General features: G+C 61.7%; 14 protein-coding genes. 8 read left to right on the top strand and 6 right to left on the bottom strand.

What is annotated here, in order from left to right; all coding sequences use genetic code 11:
* The first annotated feature begins 174 nt into the window (after positions 1–174).
* A complete protein-coding gene (gene pspF, locus JL05_RS15650) occupies positions 175–1,182 on the top strand; it encodes a phage shock protein operon transcriptional activator (protein WP_033632928.1) in 1,008 nt (335 codons plus the stop codon).
* Positions 1,183–1,377: 195 nt separating this feature from the next.
* On the opposite strand, the gene zigA is transcribed toward pspF, so the two are convergent.
* From zigA to folE2, 3 genes are read right to left on the bottom strand one after another with little or no spacing between them, the layout of a single operon-like run.
* On the bottom strand, positions 1,378–2,565 hold the full coding sequence (gene zigA / locus JL05_RS15645) for a zinc metallochaperone GTPase ZigA (protein ID WP_015378013.1): 1,188 nt from the start codon (positions 2,563–2,565) through the stop codon (positions 1,378–1,380).
* 10 nt (positions 2,566–2,575) lie between these two features.
* Positions 2,576–3,136 (bottom strand): LbetaH domain-containing protein, encoded by a 561-nt coding sequence (locus JL05_RS15640; RefSeq protein ID WP_033632927.1) that lies wholly within the window; start codon positions 3,134–3,136, stop codon positions 2,576–2,578.
* Entirely contained in the window at positions 3,126–4,052 is a 927-nt protein-coding gene (gene folE2 / locus JL05_RS15635; protein ID WP_033632926.1) for a GTP cyclohydrolase FolE2, read from the bottom strand. The genes JL05_RS15640 and folE2 overlap by 11 nt, the downstream gene beginning before the upstream one ends.
* A 204-nt stretch (positions 4,053–4,256) precedes the next feature.
* Here folE2 and sapA point away from each other — a divergent pair, with 204 nt between their 5' ends.
* From sapA to sapF, 5 genes are read left to right on the top strand one after another with little or no spacing between them, the layout of a single operon-like run.
* Entirely contained in the window at positions 4,257–5,906 is a 1,650-nt protein-coding gene (sapA, locus tag JL05_RS15630) for an ABC transporter substrate-binding protein SapA (RefSeq protein WP_033632925.1), read from the top strand.
* The gene (gene sapB / locus JL05_RS15625; RefSeq protein ID WP_033632924.1) at positions 5,903–6,868 is read left to right on the top strand and encodes a putrescine export ABC transporter permease SapB; all 966 of its coding nucleotides are present in this window, start codon (positions 5,903–5,905) and stop codon (positions 6,866–6,868) included. The genes sapA and sapB overlap by 4 nt, the downstream gene beginning before the upstream one ends.
* The gene (gene sapC, locus JL05_RS15620; RefSeq protein ID WP_033632923.1) at positions 6,855–7,745 is read left to right on the top strand and encodes a putrescine export ABC transporter permease SapC; all 891 of its coding nucleotides are present in this window, start codon (positions 6,855–6,857) and stop codon (positions 7,743–7,745) included. Before sapB ends, sapC begins: the two co-directional genes overlap by 14 nt.
* Positions 7,745–8,737, top strand: a complete 993-nt coding sequence (sapD, locus tag JL05_RS15615; protein WP_016927551.1) for a putrescine export ABC transporter ATP-binding protein SapD — start codon at positions 7,745–7,747, stop codon at positions 8,735–8,737. The genes sapC and sapD overlap by 1 nt, the downstream gene beginning before the upstream one ends.
* Position 8,738: 1 nt before the next feature.
* Entirely contained in the window at positions 8,739–9,551 is an 813-nt protein-coding gene (gene sapF, locus JL05_RS15610; protein WP_016927550.1) for a putrescine export ABC transporter ATP-binding protein SapF, read from the top strand.
* Between the two features lie 146 nt (positions 9,552–9,697).
* On the opposite strand, the gene JL05_RS15605 is transcribed toward sapF, so the two are convergent.
* Entirely contained in the window at positions 9,698–9,955 is a 258-nt protein-coding gene (locus JL05_RS15605) for a hypothetical protein (RefSeq protein ID WP_004930590.1), read from the bottom strand.
* Between the two features lie 17 nt (positions 9,956–9,972).
* Between JL05_RS15605 and JL05_RS15600 the strand changes: the two genes are divergently transcribed.
* On the top strand, positions 9,973–11,157 hold the full coding sequence (locus tag JL05_RS15600; protein WP_033632922.1) for a CMD domain-containing protein: 1,185 nt from the start codon (positions 9,973–9,975) through the stop codon (positions 11,155–11,157).
* A gap of 43 nt (positions 11,158–11,200) precedes the next feature.
* On the opposite strand, the gene JL05_RS15595 is transcribed toward JL05_RS15600, so the two are convergent.
* Together JL05_RS15595 and dacD are read right to left on the bottom strand one after the other, a co-directional pair.
* On the bottom strand, positions 11,201–12,106 hold the full coding sequence (locus tag JL05_RS15595) for a LysR family transcriptional regulator (protein WP_033632921.1): 906 nt from the start codon (positions 12,104–12,106) through the stop codon (positions 11,201–11,203).
* Between the two features lie 65 nt (positions 12,107–12,171).
* Positions 12,172–13,341 carry a serine-type D-Ala-D-Ala carboxypeptidase DacD gene (dacD, locus tag JL05_RS15590; protein WP_033632920.1) on the bottom strand — a complete coding sequence of 390 codons (1,170 nt, stop codon included), beginning with the start codon at positions 13,339–13,341 and terminating at the stop codon, positions 12,172–12,174.
* A gap of 282 nt (positions 13,342–13,623) precedes the next feature.
* Between dacD and JL05_RS15585 the strand changes: the two genes are divergently transcribed.
* A complete protein-coding gene (locus JL05_RS15585) occupies positions 13,624–15,930 on the top strand; it encodes an FdhF/YdeP family oxidoreductase (RefSeq protein WP_033632919.1) in 2,307 nt (768 codons plus the stop codon).

Here is a 15,930-nt window from a genome sequence, read left to right as displayed (position 1 = left end):
CTCTTGGTTCTGATGGCGTCTGAAGCGCCGCGTTAAGTCGTACAGCTTGCCCAAAGAGATAATCAAAACCCGTGCCAACTTTTATATTATTGAAAAACAACAACTCTTTATTTTTGACTCTCTGCGCGCTTGCTGTAGAGTGATTATTTTCACCAAACATTGGCGAATTTCATCATGAACGAACAGCCAGAAAATTTGTTGGGCGAAGCAAACGCCTTCGTCGACGTATTGGAGCAAGTCTCCCAGGTGGCAAAGCTGAACAAACCGGTGCTGGTGATCGGCGAGCGCGGCACCGGCAAGGAACTGATCGCCCACCGCCTGCACTACCTCTCCAACCGTTGGCAAGGGCCGTTCATCTCGCTCAACTGTGCGGCGCTGAATGAAAACCTGCTGGACTCCGAGCTGTTCGGCCACGAGGCTGGCGCCTTTACCGGCGCGCAGAAACGCCATCTGGGCCGCTTCGAGCGCGCCGACGGCGGCACGCTGTTCCTCGATGAGCTGGCGACTGCGCCGATGCTGGTGCAGGAGAAATTGCTGCGGGTGATCGAATACGGCCAGCTGGAACGCGTGGGCGGCAGCCAGCCGCTGCGGGTGGATGTGCGCCTGGTGTGCGCCACCAACGACGATCTGCCGGCGCTGGCGGCGGCGGGCAAGTTTCGCGCCGATCTGCTGGACCGGCTGGCGTTCGACGTGGTACAGCTGCCGCCGCTGCGCCAACGCCGGCCCGATATCATGTTGCTGGCCGAGCACTTCGCCATTCAAATGTGCCGCGAGCTAGGGCTGCCGCTGTTTCCCGGCTTTACCGAACGCGCCAGGCAGACGCTGCTCGAATATGGCTGGCCGGGCAACGTGCGCGAACTGAAAAACGTGGTGGAACGTTCGGTCTATCGTCACGGCGACAGCGACAGCCCGCTTGACAACATCGTCATCAACCCGTTTGCGCCGCGCGAGGCCACGCCGCTTGCACCCGCACCTGAAGGCGCCGGCGCGTTGCCGGCGCTGCCGTTGGAGCTAAAACACTGGCAGCTCGAGCAGGAGAAGGCGCTTCTCGAAGCGGCGCTGCAGCAAGGCCGGTTCAATCAGCGCAAGGCGGCGCAGCTGCTGGGGCTCACCTACCATCAGCTACGCGGCATGCTGAAAAAACATGCGCTGCTGCAAAACGGCGAAACGGACGAGGAATAGCGGGCAAAAAAAAAAAGCCAGCACCCGAGCTGGCTTAAAAAACACTGGAAGCAATGTGAGCAATGTCGTGCCTTCCACATCAGAGCCGCAAACTGTGGCCTTCCGTGAACTGCCAGGCGATGATAATAGTTATCAGTATCGTCTGTAAAGCACTTTGTTGAGAATTTTTCTCATTACCACACGAAGATTGCGCAATTACCACTCAGGGAACGGGTCCGCCATGTCCAGCCAATAGTCCACGCCGGCGGCCATTTCGTCGTCGTTCAGCAGGCAGTCGTCCAGCAGACGCACGATCGCCGCCTGTTGCAAGTGCTGGCCGATAAACACCAACTCCTGGCGCATGTCGCCGAACGGCTCCACCCATTTCTCCTGAATATGCGCCCGCGTTTGCGGATCCTGCGGCCAATTATCTTGCGGGATCGCGCGCCAAAAGGTGCCCGCCAGGCCGTAATGGGCGATGCCGCCGGCCTGGCTCCACTGCCCGGCCTGCCGCGGCCGCGTCGCCAGCCAGAAGAAGCCTTTCGAGCGCAGCAGCTTGCCGCCGCCCCAATCGCCGTTGATCACGCGGTAGAACTTGTCCGGCGCAAACGGCCGCCGCGCCTGATAGACAAAGCTGCTGATGCCGTAGCTTTCCGTTTCCGGCACGTGTTCGCCGCGCAGCTCTTTCAGCCAGCCGGGCGCCTGCTGCGCCTTTTCAAAGCTGAAGCTGCCGGTATTCAGCACCGCCTCCAGCGGCAGTTTGCCCGGCGCGATCGGCACAATGCGGGCGTCGGGATTCAGGCTGGCCAGCAGCGCCATCACTTCGCCCTGCTGCGTTGGCGTCAACAGATCGGTCTTGCTGACCAGGATCACGTCGCAAAATTCAATTTGCTCAATCAACAGGTCCGCCACGCTGCGCAGATCGTCCTCACCCAGGCTTTGGCCGGCCTCCTGCAGGCTTTGCGCCTGCTGGTATTGCTGAATGAAATTCACCCCGTCGACCACCGTCACCAGCGTATCCAGCCGGGCGAATTGGGACAGGCTTTCGCCCGTTTCATCCTCAAAGGTAAAGGTTTCCGCCACCGGCAGCGGCTCCGAGATGCCGCTCGATTCGATCAACAGGTAATCGAAACGCCCCTCCTGCGCCAGTTCGCGCACCGACACCAGCAGGTCTTCGCGCAGCGTGCAGCAGATGCAGCCGTTGCTCATCTCCACCAGCTTCTCTTCCTGGCGATCGAGATGCACTTCATTCTCCACCAGCGCGGCGTCAATGTTCACTTCGCTCATGTCGTTGACAATCACCGCCACGCGCATGCCCTGCCGGTTGTTCAGGATATGGTTCAGCACCGTGGTCTTGCCGGCGCCGAGAAAGCCGGAAAGCACGGTCACGGGAAGTTGTTTCATGGAAACCTCATTAAAATTCATTGCGTAATGCCTGATAACCGCGCACCAGTTCGACGTTGGTGGCGGCCACTTCTTCCGAAAACTGCAGCGCGCCGCGATCGACCTGGCGATAGCGCGACAGATCGCTGTCCGGCCCCACGCGTTCGGTCGAGGGGATATAGCGGTTTTCCGGCAGCGTTACGCCGTCCACGACCGCGTTGTAGCGCACCACGCAGCCGGACTGAACGTGGCAGTTGAACAGTACGCTGTTGAAACCGATAAACACCCGATCGCCGATGCGGCACGGGCCGTGCACGATGGCGCGGTGGGCGATCGAGCTGTAACGGCCAATAGTCACCGCCGCCCCGCTTTTGGAGTGGATCACCACGCCGTCCTGAATATTGGAGTGCGAGCCGATGACGATCGGCTCCATGTCGCCGGCGGCGTTCAACTCGTCGGCGCGGATCACCGCATACGGGCCGACGTAAACGAAATCTTCGACGATCACCCGGCCGCATAGAATGGCGGTGGGATCGACGTAGGCCAGCGGCGAGACCTGCGGCAGATGGCCACTGGGATTTTTACGCAGCATGGTGTTCTCCCCGCCAGCTCAGCTCCGCCACCGCATTGTGGGCATGCAGGCTCTCCTGATGTTCAACGCGCAGCGAGAAAGCGCGGTAGTCGCACTGGCTGCGCAGCATGCGATACAGACGGCGCGCCGCGTCCTCGCAAAACATCAGGTTCTGACCGTTGGCCAGCGCGAAGGCCTGCTCGTCGCGGCGTTTCACCAGCGTTTGTACCGGCGTGCCCAGCGCGTGTTCGATACGGTCAATCAGCTTCACCGGTTCGAACGCCCGTTCATTCTCGGGCGTCACGGTGATCCAGGCCCAGCTGCGCTGGCTGTGGGGGGTGGCCGGCATCCCTTGCTCCAACAGCCACTCGCTCACCTGCCGCTGGTTGACCCGCTCCGCCTCCTGTTCAAAATCAAACTGGAACTGTTGCTGCGCCAGCTGGCGGCTGAGCGCCGCCGAACTCGGGCAGGTGGAGGAGTAAGGCACGCCGACGGTCAGCGCCAGCGTCAGCGTGTCTGCCAGAGTGGCCTCGATGCGCAGCGGATAGGCTTTCCAGCCGCGCTGCGGCGACAGCAGCGCCGGGCGTGACAGCAACAGCTCGCCGCTGAGCGTCAGGCTGGCGCGATCGCTGTGTTCCGGCTGCGAAGCCAAAAAGGCCTGCAACGTTCGGCCGATGCGCTGTGGCGTCAGCTCTCCCTGCGTCAACTCGTCCAGCGCCAGATACAGCCGCGACATGTGAATGCCGCGTTCCCCCGCCGCTTCGGCGCGCAGGTTGATACCGGCGTCGACCTTCGCCATCAATGGCTTGCCGGCCAGCTCCAGCGGCAGCGCGATCCCTTGCATCCCGACCCAATCGAGCCCGACATCACTCATTTCGCCGCGCCATGCCTGAGCGTCCGGCAGCGAACGGCGTGGTGGAAGTGCAACTTCGTTCATACATCCCCTTGCGTTATTGTGACTTTGCCGGGGAACGGTAACATGATTTTGTTATATTATAACATAACATGGAAAACTTTTTTCTTGCCGCTGAACGGGCTGATTAATCAAGTCGCAGAAAACTCAGCGATTTTGCTCAATGGATTGGGCTGCTGGTCAGAGTGCGATACACTAACGCTATTGCTGATTAACCCATGAGCCTCTATGCGTGGTTTACCCTTTTGGATACTGTCGTTGTGCCTGACGGGCTCTGCCCTGGCCGCGACAACACCGCCCGCGCCCGCCGCGGCGCCGCTGCCGGACATTCGCCAAAGCGGCTTTGTTTATTGCGTCAGCGGCATACTGAATACCTTCAACCCGCAAATGGCCAGCAGCGGCCTGACGGTGGATACCTTGGCCGCCCAGCTGTACGATCGCCTGCTGGACGTCGATCCCTACACTTATCGCCTGATCCCCGAGCTGGCGCAAAGCTGGGAAGTGCTGGATAACGGCGCCACCTACCGCTTCCATTTGCGCAAGGACGTGCCGTTCCAGACCACCGCCTGGTTCACGCCCACCCGCAAGATGAACGCCGACGACGTGGTGTTCAGCTTTGCCCGCGTATTCGATCAGAAACACCCGTATCACGACGTGAACGGCGGCGAATATCCCTATTTCGACAGCCTGCAGTTCGGTGATTCGGTGCAGAGCGTGAGAAAGCTCGACGACTACACGGTGGAGATTCGCCTGCAGTCGCCGGACGCCTCGTTCCTGTGGCACTTGGCCACCCACTACGCGCCTGTGTTGTCCGCCGAATACGCCGACACGCTGACGCGCGAAGGCCATCAGGAGCTGATCGATCGCGAGCCGGTCGGCAGCGGCCCGTTCCTGCTCAACGAATACCGCTCGGGGCAATATATTCGCCTGGCGCGCAACGCCGCCTACTGGAAAGGCCTGCCGCGCATGCCGCAGGTGGTGATCGATCTGGGCGCCGGCGGCACCGGCCGCCTCTCCAAGCTGCTGACCGGCGAGTGCGACGTACTGGCCTATCCGGCGGCCAGCCAGCTGTCGATTCTGCGCGACGATCCGCGCCTGCGCCTGACGCTGCGCCCGGGGATGAACATCGCCTATCTGGCGTTCAACACCCGTAAACCGCCGCTCGACAACCTCAATGTGCGCCAGGCGATCTCGCTGGCGATCAACAACCAACGGTTGATGCAGTCGATCTATTACGGCACGGCGGAAACCGCCGCCTCGATCTTGCCGCGCGCCTCCTGGGCCTACGACAACGATGCGCACGTCACCGAGTACGATCCGGCCAAATCGCGCGAGATGCTGCGGCAGGCCGGCGTCAGCCAGCTGAACCTGAAGCTGTGGGTGCCGACCGCCTCGCAGTCTTACAACCCGAGCCCGCTGAAAACCGCCGAACTGATCCAGGCCGATCTCGGCCAGGTGGGCATCAACGTCACCATCGTGCCGGTAGAGGGCCGTTTCCAGGAAGCGCGCCTGATGGAGATGAACCACGATCTGACCCTGACCGGCTGGGCCACCGACAGCAACGATCCGGACAGCTTCTTCCGGCCGCTGCTGAGCTGCGCGGCAATCCGTTCGCAAACCAACTATGCTCACTGGTGTGATCCGGGCTTTGACGAAGTGCTGCAGAACGCGCTGCTGTCGCAGCAGCTGTCTCAGCGCATCGACAACTACCGCAAGGCGCAGAAAATCCTCGAGCAGCAATTGCCGGTGCTGCCGCTGGCGTCTTCTCTGCGCCTGCAGGCCTATCGTTACGACATCAAGGGATTGGTGCTGAGCCCGTTCGGTAACGCCTCGTTCGCCGGGGTGTACCGTGAATCCGCGCCGGAGGTGAAAAAGTGATTATCTTTACCCTGCGCCGCATTCTGCTGCTGCTGATCACGCTGTTCTTCCTGACGCTGGTCAGCTTCAGCCTGAGCTATTTCACGCCGCGCGCGCCGCTGAACGGCGCCGCCCTGCTGGACGCCTATCAGTTCTACTTCGTCAGCCTGCTGCACTGGGACTTCGGCGTCTCCAGCATCAACGGCCAGGCGATCAGCGAACAGCTGCGCGAAGTGTTCCCGGCCACCATGGAACTGTGCCTGCTGGCCTTCGCTCTGGCGCTGTTCATCGGCATTCCGCTGGGCATCATCGCCGGCGTGCTGCGCGGCAAGTGGCAGGACACCGCCATCAGCACCTTCGCGCTGCTGGGCTTCTCGATGCCAGTGTTTTGGCTGGCGCTGCTGCTGATGCTGTTCTTCTCGCTGCATCTGGGCTGGCTGCCGGTTTCCGGCCGTTTCGATCTGCTGTATCAGGTGAAGCCCATCACCGGTTTCGCGCTGATCGACGCCTGGCTGTCGGATTCGCCGTATCGCGCCGAGATGATCGGCAGCGCGCTGCGCCACATGATCCTGCCGATCGCCGCGCTGGCGGTGGCGCCCACCACCGAAGTGGTGCGGCTGATGCGCATCAGCACCGACGACGTGCTGAACCAAAACTACATCAAGGCCGCCGCCACCCGCGGCCTGTCGCGCTTCACCATCATCCGCCGCCACGTGTTGCACAATGCGCTGCCGCCGATCGTGCCCAAGCTGGGGCTGCAGTTCTCCACCATGCTCACGCTGGCGATGATCACCGAAGTGGTATTCAGCTGGCCGGGCCTCGGCCGGTGGCTGATCAACGCCATTCGCCAGCAGGACTATGCGGCGATCTCCGCCGGCGTGATGGTGGTCGGCACGCTGGTGATCACCATTAACGTTCTGGCCGACATTCTGGGTGCGGCAACCAACCCGCTGAAACATAAGGAATGGTATGCCCTTCGATAACGTATACCGCGAGAAAAAGATGCCGAGCCCGCTGCGCTACACCTGGCGGATTTTCTACGGCGACGCGCTGGCGATGATCGGTTTTTACGGCGTGATCGCCCTACTGCTGCTGTCGCTGTTCGGCAGCCTGCTGGCGCCCTACGCGCTGGATCAGCAGTTCCTCGGCTATCAACTGCTGCCGCCGTCCTGGTCGCGCTACGGCAACGTGTCGTTCTTCCTCGGCACCGACGATCTCGGGCGCGACATCCTCAGCCGCCTGTTGACCGGCACCGCCGCTACCTTCGGTTCCGCGCTGGTGGTGACGCTGGCCGCGGCGTTCTGCGGGGTGATCCTCGGCGTGTTCGCCGGCGTCACCCACGGGCTGCGCTCGGCGGTGCTTAACCACATTCTCGACACTCTGCTGTCGATTCCGTCGCTGCTGCTGGCAATCGTGGTGGTGGCGTTTATCGGCCCCAAACTAGAACACGCCATGCTGGCGGTGTGGCTGGCTCTGCTGCCGCGCATGGTGCGCACCATCTACAGCGCGGTGCACGATGAGCTGGAGAAAGAGTACGTGGTGGCGGCGCGGCTTGACGGCGCTTCCACGCTGCAGATCCTGTGGTATGCGGTCATGCCGAACATCGCGGCAGTGCTGGTGACCGAATTCACCCGCGCGCTGTCGATGGCTATTTTGGATATCGCCGCACTCGGCTTCCTCGATCTCGGCGCGCAGTTGCCTTCGCCGGAATGGGGAGCGATGCTCGGCGATTCGCTTGAGCTGGTGTACGTCGCGCCCTGGACGGTGATGCTGCCCGGCGCGGCCATCCTCGTCAGCGTGCTGCTGGTTAACCTGTTAGGCGACGGTATGCGCCGCGCAATCAATGCCGGGGTGGAATAATGCCGTTACTCGATATCCGCAATCTGACGATTGAATTTATGACCGCCGAAGGGCCGGTCAAGGCGGTCGATCGCGTCAGCATGACGCTGACCGAGGGCGAGGTGCGCGGCCTGGTGGGCGAATCGGGCTCCGGCAAGAGCCTGATCGCCAAAGCCATCTGCGGCGTGACCAAAGACAACTGGCGCGTCACCGCCGATCGTTTCCGCTTCGACGACATCGATCTGCTGCAGCTGAGCCCGCGCGAGCGGCGCAAGCTGGTGGGCCACAACGTCTCAATGATCTTCCAGGAGCCGCAGTCCTGTCTCGACCCTTCCGAGAGCATCGGCCGCCAGCTGGCGCAGGCCATCCCGGGCTGGACCTACAAGGGCCACTGGTGGCAGCGCTTCAACTGGCGCAAACGCCGCGCCATCGAGTTGCTGCACCGCGTCGGCATCAAGGATCATGACGACATCATGGGCAGCTTCCCGTACGAGCTGACGGAAGGCGAGTGCCAAAAAGTGATGATCGCCATCGCGCTGGCCAACCAACCGCGCCTGCTGATCGCCGATGAGCCGACCAACGCCATGGAACCGACCACGCAGGCGCAGATTTTCCGCCTGTTGGCGCGTCTCAACCAGAACAACAACACCACCATTCTGCTGATCAGTCACGACCTGCAGATGATGAGCAAGTGGGCCGACCGGGTGAACGTCTTGTACTGCGGGCAAACGGTGGAAAGCGCCCAGTGCGAAGAACTGCTGGCGGCGCCGCACCACCCTTACACCCAGGCGCTGATCCGCGCCATGCCGGACTTCGGCCGTTCGCTGCCGCACAAGAGCCGTTTAAACACGCTGCCGGGCGCCATTCCTTCGCTGGAGCACCTGCCGATCGGCTGCCGCCTGGGGCCGCGCTGCCCTTACGCACAGAAGAAGTGCATCGAAACGCCGCGCCTGCGCCCGGTCAAAAACCACTTCTTCGCCTGCCACTTCCCGCTGAACATGGAGGAGCAATAACATGGAAACGCTGTTGGAAGTGCGCAACCTGAGCAAAACCTACCGCTACCGCACCGGGCTGTTCCGCCGCCAGCACGTTGAGGCGGTGAAATCGGTCAGCTTTACCCTGCGCGAAGGCCAGACGCTGGCGGTGATCGGCGAGAACGGCTCCGGCAAATCCACGCTGGCGAAGATGCTCTCCGGCATGGTGGAGCCGACCGCCGGCGAGCTGTTGATCGACGATCATCCGCTGGCGTTCGGCGACTATCGCTATCGCAGCCAGCGTATTCGCATGATTTTTCAGGATCCGAGCACCTCGCTCAACCCGCGCCAGCGCATCGGCCAGCTGCTGGATGCGCCGCTGCGGCTGAACACCGATCTTGAGCCCGCCGAGCGCGAGCAGCGTATCAACCAGACGCTGCGCCAGGTCGGCATGCTGCCGGATCACGCCTACTACTATCCGCACATGCTGGCCTCCGGGCAAAAACAGCGCGTCGCGCTGGCGCGCGCGCTGATCCTGCAACCGAAGGTGATCGTCGCCGATGAGGCGCTGGCCTCGCTGGACATGTCGATGCGCTCGCAAATCATCAACCTGATGCTGGAGCTGCAGGAAAAACACGGTATTTCCTATATCTACGTCACCCAGCACCTCGGCATGATGAAGCATATCAGCGACCAGGTGCTGGTGATGCACGAAGGGGAAATCGTCGAACGCGGCAGCACCGCGGAGGTGTTGGCGGCGCCGCTGCACGAATTGACCAAGCGCCTTATCGCCAGCCACTTCGGCGAGGCGCTGACCGCCGATGCCTGGCGGCGCGACGGCGGCCGCTTCTGAGTCACACCTTCACCTACAAACCCGCTGCGGCGGGTTTTTTATCACCTTGCGCGCCTGCCGCTTAGCGAGAAAGCGCACATGCAAATTACATTCTTGTTATATATCCTTATATTTTATTCCTTTCAGTTATTGATTAGTCCGTAACATTATTTTATCTCGCCAGGGCGATCGGTGAGGATATCCCCTACGTTGCACTTCTCATACGACAGGATATCGCACTGATGAACAGCATTCGCCATCGCCGCCTTACGCAGTTTCTGCTCACGCTGGCAGCCGGTTTTTCTGTTTACGGCCACGCCCTCTGCTGTGATGAGCTGCGCTAAAACCGCCTTTCGCCCCGCCTGCGGGCATGTTGCCTCTTTGTCCAGCCGACGCTGCCGCGCGCAGCGGCGGCTGTTGATCATGATTAAGGATTGACCCTATGGAACGACTCCGTCGACAACATAATGCCCAGTGGTATCACGAAACCCAAAGCAGCGTGCGGGGCGATGCGCCGCTGGAACCGCAGGCGGCCACCCTTCGCGATCGCTTTCTGCTGGGGCTGGGCGCCTTCGCCGATGAAGCGTTAAACGCTGCGCTACGCGCTCGCGCCGGCGTGTTCAGCGCCTCGTTGGCCAGCTACCACGCCCTGTTTCCCGATCAGGTGCCATTATCACGATACGTGACATTGTCACCTTACGATCGCCTTAGCACCGCGCTGACCGTCGCCCAGGTGACGGGCGTGCAGTCGCTCTGTAGCCACTATGCCGCCCGCCTCGCCCCGCTGCACAGCCCGGACGCTTCCCGGGAAAGCAATATCCGCCTCGCCCAGATCACCCAATACGCCCGCCAGCTTGCCAGCCAGCCCACGCTGATTTGCCGCAAGGCGCTGCAACAGCTTGGCGACGTCGGGCTGAGCCCGGCGGATATCGTCACCTTTTCGCAAATCATCGGTTTTGTCAGCTATCAGGCGCGCGTGGTCGCGGGCGTCGCGGCGTTGGCCGGCCGGCCGGCAGTGGTGGTGCCCGGTTTCCCTAACGTCGAAGACGCCGATGGCGTCGCGTTCAGTGCCGAAGAGTTAAGCTGGACCGCGCGTCTGCCGCCAATCGACACGGAAGCCGCCGCCGCCGAACAGCTTGACGTGCTGGATCAGAGCCACCCGCAGGCGCGCGCCGAATCTTATTATCTGTTGTTGGCGCACGATGCCGCCGCACTGCGCGAGCGCAACGGGGTGTTCAACGGCATCAATGCCGAAGGATATGGGTTATCGAGTCGCCTCAAGGCGCTGGCGACGCTGGCGGTCTCGCGCATCAACGGCAGCCGCTATTGCGCATCCACGGTGACGCAAGAGCTCCAGGACGACGGACTGGCCCAGGCGCTGTTCACCGGGCTGCCTCAGGGGCTGGCATTTACCGAGGATGCCGTCAAACGCGCGGTGATCCACACCGCCGCCGAACTGACGCGCGCACCGGAGAAATTTACCCCGCAGAGCGTGCAGCCGTTGTTCAACAGCGGCCTGAATCAGGCGCAGGCGCTGGAAGTGATCCTCACCGCCGCGCTCTACGCCTGGGAAAATCGCCTGCGCCAAACGCTGGGCGATGCGGAATCTTTCAGCGCTACCGACTGAATACCACTACGCGGCTAATTACTGGACGCAATACATTCTTCCTTCAGATATTTTGCCGCCGCAACCACTCGCTGGCGGCATCGAAAAACTTCTGCGCCAACGGCGTGGCGCGCTCCGCCATATCGACCACCACCGCCGCATGACGCGGCATGGCGGCGATGGCCACCGGCCGCCGCTGCAGTTCCGGCATCAGCGGCGATTGCAACTGGCCGCGCGGGAACAGTCCGCAGCCCAAGCCGACGAAAATGCCCTCGAGCAGCTGGAAGATAGAGGCAGTCTCCAGCCGCGGGTGCAGCGTCAACCCGGCGTCGCGGAAGTGCTGATCGAGATAGCGGCGAAAATACCGTGTCGGCTCGGCCAGGCACAGCGGCAAGGCGGCCACCGCCTCCAGCGGCAACGGCGTGTCGCCCACCAGCTTAGGGAAGTGTTGCGGATGAAATACCAGCTCGACGCCGGTTTCCACCAGCGGTTGTGATTGAAAATGCAGTTCCTTCAGCGTCGACAGCTCGAAAAAGCCGATGCCGATATCGACGGTATGCGCCGTCAACGCCTCCAACAGTTGATCGGCGCTCAGCACCGCCAGCCGGTAATCAAGATGCGGATAACGCTCGCTGACCGCCTTGAGCATTTCCGCCACCGAGATGCTGCACTGCGGCACCACGCCAAGGCGCAACGTACCGTGCAAACCGTGCTTGAGCGACTCCACCTCCAGCTTCAGCCCTTGGTAAACCGAGACGATCTCACGCGCCCACGCCAGCACCCGCTCGCCTTCGGCGGTAAAACCGCCGAAATGGTTGCCGCGGTTAATCAGCGAAACGCCCAGTTCTTTTTCCAGGTTTTTCAATCGCATGGACAGCGTCGGCTGGCTGACGAAGCTGGCCTCCGCCGCCCGGCCGAAGTGGCGTTCCCGTTCTAAATTACACAAATAAATCAGTTGTTTAATATCCATAGCGCGGCTCAATGATCGGCATTCGCGCTCAGTATACCACCGGGCGTCGTCGCTCGCCCGGTGAGTCAGAGCTTCAGCTTCATGTAATCCATCAGGCGTGAGAACACGCCGCCCTGCGGCACCGCCTGCAGCGCCACCAGCGGCAGGGTTTTCACCACCTGGCCATTATCGCTGATGCGGATCTCGCCAACGGTTTGTCCTTTGTTGACCGGCGCTTCCAGCCGCGCAGCATTGATCACGTACTGCGCCTTCAGTTTGTCCGCCTCGCTTTTCGGCAGGCTCAGCGACTGGTCCTGCGCACTGCCGACCGGCAAGCGGTGGCTTTCGCCGTACCAGACCGGCTCTTCCCCCAGGCTCTGGCCGGCGCTGAACAGGTGCACCGTGGTAACGTCGCGCAGCCCCCACGTCAACAGCTTACGCGCCTGTTCCTCGCGGCCTTTGGAACTTTTGCCGCCCATCACCACGGCGATCAGGCGGCGATCTCCTTCGGTGGCGGAGGCGATGATGTTGAAGCCGGCCGAGGCGGTGTGCCCGGTTTTCAGGCCGTCGACGTGCAGAGTCTTATCCCACAGCAGGCCGTTGCGGTTCTGCTGCGTGATGCCGTTCCAGGTCAGCGATTTCTCGCTGTACATGTGGTATTCCGCCGGCTCGCTCATGATGATGGCGCGCGCGATCACCGCCAGATCGCCGGCGGTGGTGAACTGCCCTGGCGCATCCAGCCCGTGCACCGTCTCAAAATGGGTGTTCTGCAATCCCAGCTGGGCGCTCTTCTCATTCATCAGCTTGACGAAGTTGGCCTGACTTCCGGCGACATAGTCCGCCATCGCCACGCACGCGTCGTTGCCGGAATCAATGATGATGCCGCGGCTGAGATCGCGAACCGTGACCCTGTCACCTGGCTTCAGAAACATCAGCGAGGATCCTTTGAACACCGGGTTGCCCTGCGCCCAGGCGTCTTTCCCCACGGTGACGACATCGTCGAGGCCAATCTTATGCTGGTCGAGCGCATGGTCGATCACCAACCCGGTCATCAGTTTGGTCAGGCTGGCCGGATTGCGCCGCTCGTCGGCATTGCCGGCGGCCAACACCTGGCCAGTGGTGTAATCCATCAAAACGTAAGAGGCGGCGTCTATCGCTGGCGGAGTCATGGCGGGAAAATGGGACGCCGTTTCCGCCGCCTGCGCCGCCAAAGGCAGTAACATACCGCCGATCACTACTGATACTGAACGCTTCACGCTGTGTTCCTCTGACCCGCAGGCTAAATAAAATGCCAATATAATCCGCGAGATAGACTGCATGAATTCAATTTCAGGCGAAACCATTACTCTTTTGCAGCGGGTGTCTTTATGCAACCATTTGTTTAGGTCAACATCCATCTGCGATAGATATGCTCTATGCCGCCATTGCACCATTCGATTAGACGCCCGCCTGCCGCGCCCCTAAACTTGTGACATAAATACGCAAAACGCATAAAAAAGCGTTTACTTTTTAGCTACAACCACCTGCGAAGTGTCACCATGAAATTCAAACCGTCAATCAAGCCTTATACCGGCCCGGCGGGCGGCTGGGGTTCGCTTGAAGCCACCACCCGCTTTGTCCTAGACAGTAAACAAACGCTAAAAAACATGCGCAACCTGATGCGCGTCAACAAGGCGCGCGGCTTCGACTGCCCCGGTTGCGCCTGGGGCGACGATAATCACAGCACCTTCAGCTTTTGCGAAAACGGCGCCAAAGCGGTCAGTTGGGAAGCGACGCGCAGCGCCGTGGAGCCTGAGTTCTTCGCCGCCCACAGCGTCAGCACCCTGCAGCAGCAGAGCGACTATTTCCTCGAATACCAGGGGCGCCTCACCCATCCGATGCGCTACAACGCCGAAACCGACCACTATGAGCCTATTCATTGGCCGGACGCACTGGCGCTGATCGCCAAACACATCAACGGCATGGACAACCCGAACCAGATCGAGCTGTATACCTCGGGCCGCGCCAGCAACGAAGCGTCGTACCTTTATCAGCTGTTTGGCCGCATGCTCGGCACCAGCAACTTCCCCGACTGTTCCAATATGTGCCACGAGGCGAGCGGCGTTGGGCTGAAACAGAGCATCGGCGTCGGCAAAGGCACCATCCGCATCGATGACTTCGAAAAGGCCGATGCCATCTTCGTGTTCGGTCAAAACCCCGGCACCAACCACCCGCGCATGCTGCACAGCCTGAAAAACGCCGCCCGACGCGGCGCGCGCATCGTCAGCTTTAACACCCTGCGCGAGCGTGGGCTGGAAAGATTCGCCGATCCGCAGGATCCGGTGCAGATGCTGACGCCAAAATCCTCACCGATCAGCTCCTCCTATTACCAACCGAATCTGGGCGGCGATATGGCGGCGGTGCGCGGCATGGTGAAAGCGCTGCTTGAAACCCACCGCCAGCGGCTGGCCGCCGGTGAGCCCCCCCTGTTTGACCTGGCGTTTATCGAGCGGCACAGCGTCGGCGTGGAGGCATACCTGGCGCAGGTGGACGCCACCGAGTGGCGGACCATTACCGCGCAATCGGGTCTGAGCGAAGCGCAATTGCGCCAGGCGGCGGCCACCTACCAGGGCGCTGAACGAGTGATCTGCACCTGGGCGATGGGCGTGACTCAGCATAAGCACTCTATTGCGACGGTGCGTGAAATCACCAACCTGCAGCTGCTGTTCGGGCAACTGGGCAAACCGGGCGCCGGTCTGTGCCCGGTACGCGGCCACAGCAACGTTCAGGGCAACCGCACCATGGGGATCGATGAGAAGTCGCCCAAAGCGCTGCTCGACAGTCTGGAACGCCACTTTAACTTCACCGCCAATCGCGCGGTGGGCCACAACACGGTGGAAGCGATCGAAGCAATGCTGCGCGGCGAAGTGAAAGTGCTGATCGCGCTGGGCGGCAATCTGGCCGCCGCGGCGCCGGACACCGAGCGCACCGCCCGCGCCCTGCGCAACTGCGATTTGACGGTGCACATCAGCACCAAACTTAACCGCAGCCACCTGGTGACCGGCAAAGACGCGCTGATCCTGCCGACGCTCGGCCGCACCGAACTGGACATGCAGGCCAGCGGCTCACAGTACATCACGGTCGAGGATTCTTTCAGCATGGTTCACGCCTCGGAAGGCATCGGCAAACCGCTGGCGGATACGCAACGTTCGGAAACGGCGATCGTCTGCGGCATCGCCGACGCGGTGCTGGGCACACAGCAGCTGGACTGGCTGGAACTGGCCGACGACTACTCGCTGATCCGCGATCATATCGCCGCCACCATTCCCGGCTTTGAGGATTTCAACCGGCGCTGCGAGCAGCCCGGCGGATTCTACCTGGGCAATGCCGCCGCCGAACTGCGCTTCGCCACGCCGAGCGGCAAGGCGGAATTCAGCGACGCCGCGCTGCCGACTACTCTGTTCCCGCAGCTGGGCGACGTGCAAGCGCCGTTTACCCTGCAGACGCTGCGCTCGCACGATCAGTACAACACCACCATCTATGGTCTGGATGACCGCTACCGCGGCGTTTACGGTCAGCGCGAAGTGCTGTTCATCCATCCGGAAGATCTGGCGGCGCTGGGCCTGCAGGATGGCGAACGGGTAGAGATAGAAACCCTGTGGAACGACGGCGTGGTGCGTAAGGTGGATGGATTCAAGCTGGTGAGTTACGACATCCCGCGTGGCAATCTGGCGGCCTACTACCCGGAAACCAACCCGCTGGTGCCGCTGGCCAGCTTCGGCGACGGCACCGGCACCCCGACCTCAAAGTCGATTCCGGTGGTGATCCGCCGCAGCGAGCAGCAGCCGTCGCTGCGCATCGCCTGA

The sequence above is a fragment of the Serratia nematodiphila DZ0503SBS1 genome (assembly GCF_000738675.1).
In the GTDB taxonomy this organism is placed as follows: Bacteria; Pseudomonadota; Gammaproteobacteria; order Enterobacterales; family Enterobacteriaceae; genus Serratia; species Serratia nematodiphila.
The sequence above is the reverse complement of the archived record's forward strand: the minus strand, read 5'-3'. Positions and strand labels throughout refer to the sequence as shown.

Excerpts from the sequence above, each read along its gene's own strand:
- sapA (WP_033632925.1), top strand. The coding sequence starts at position 4,257 with ATGCGTGGTTTACCCTTTTGGATACTGTCGTTGTGCCTGACGGGCTCT.
- sapF (WP_016927550.1), top strand. The coding sequence starts at position 8,739 with ATGGAAACGCTGTTGGAAGTGCGCAACCTGAGCAAAACCTACCGCTAC.
- sapD (WP_016927551.1), top strand. The coding sequence starts at position 7,745 with ATGCCGTTACTCGATATCCGCAATCTGACGATTGAATTTATGACCGCC.
- JL05_RS15600 (WP_033632922.1), top strand. The coding sequence starts at position 9,973 with ATGGAACGACTCCGTCGACAACATAATGCCCAGTGGTATCACGAAACC.
- JL05_RS15640 (WP_033632927.1), bottom strand. The coding sequence starts at position 3,136 with ATGCTGCGTAAAAATCCCAGTGGCCATCTGCCGCAGGTCTCGCCGCTG.
- folE2 (WP_033632926.1), bottom strand. The coding sequence starts at position 4,052 with ATGAACGAAGTTGCACTTCCACCACGCCGTTCGCTGCCGGACGCTCAG.
- JL05_RS15585 (WP_033632919.1), top strand. The coding sequence starts at position 13,624 with ATGAAATTCAAACCGTCAATCAAGCCTTATACCGGCCCGGCGGGCGGC.
- pspF (WP_033632928.1), top strand. The coding sequence starts at position 175 with ATGAACGAACAGCCAGAAAATTTGTTGGGCGAAGCAAACGCCTTCGTC.
- JL05_RS15595 (WP_033632921.1), bottom strand. The coding sequence starts at position 12,106 with ATGGATATTAAACAACTGATTTATTTGTGTAATTTAGAACGGGAACGC.
- zigA (WP_015378013.1), bottom strand. The coding sequence starts at position 2,565 with ATGAAACAACTTCCCGTGACCGTGCTTTCCGGCTTTCTCGGCGCCGGC.
- JL05_RS15605 (WP_004930590.1), bottom strand. The coding sequence starts at position 9,955 with ATGATCAACAGCCGCCGCTGCGCGCGGCAGCGTCGGCTGGACAAAGAG.
- sapC (WP_033632923.1), top strand. The coding sequence starts at position 6,855 with ATGCCCTTCGATAACGTATACCGCGAGAAAAAGATGCCGAGCCCGCTG.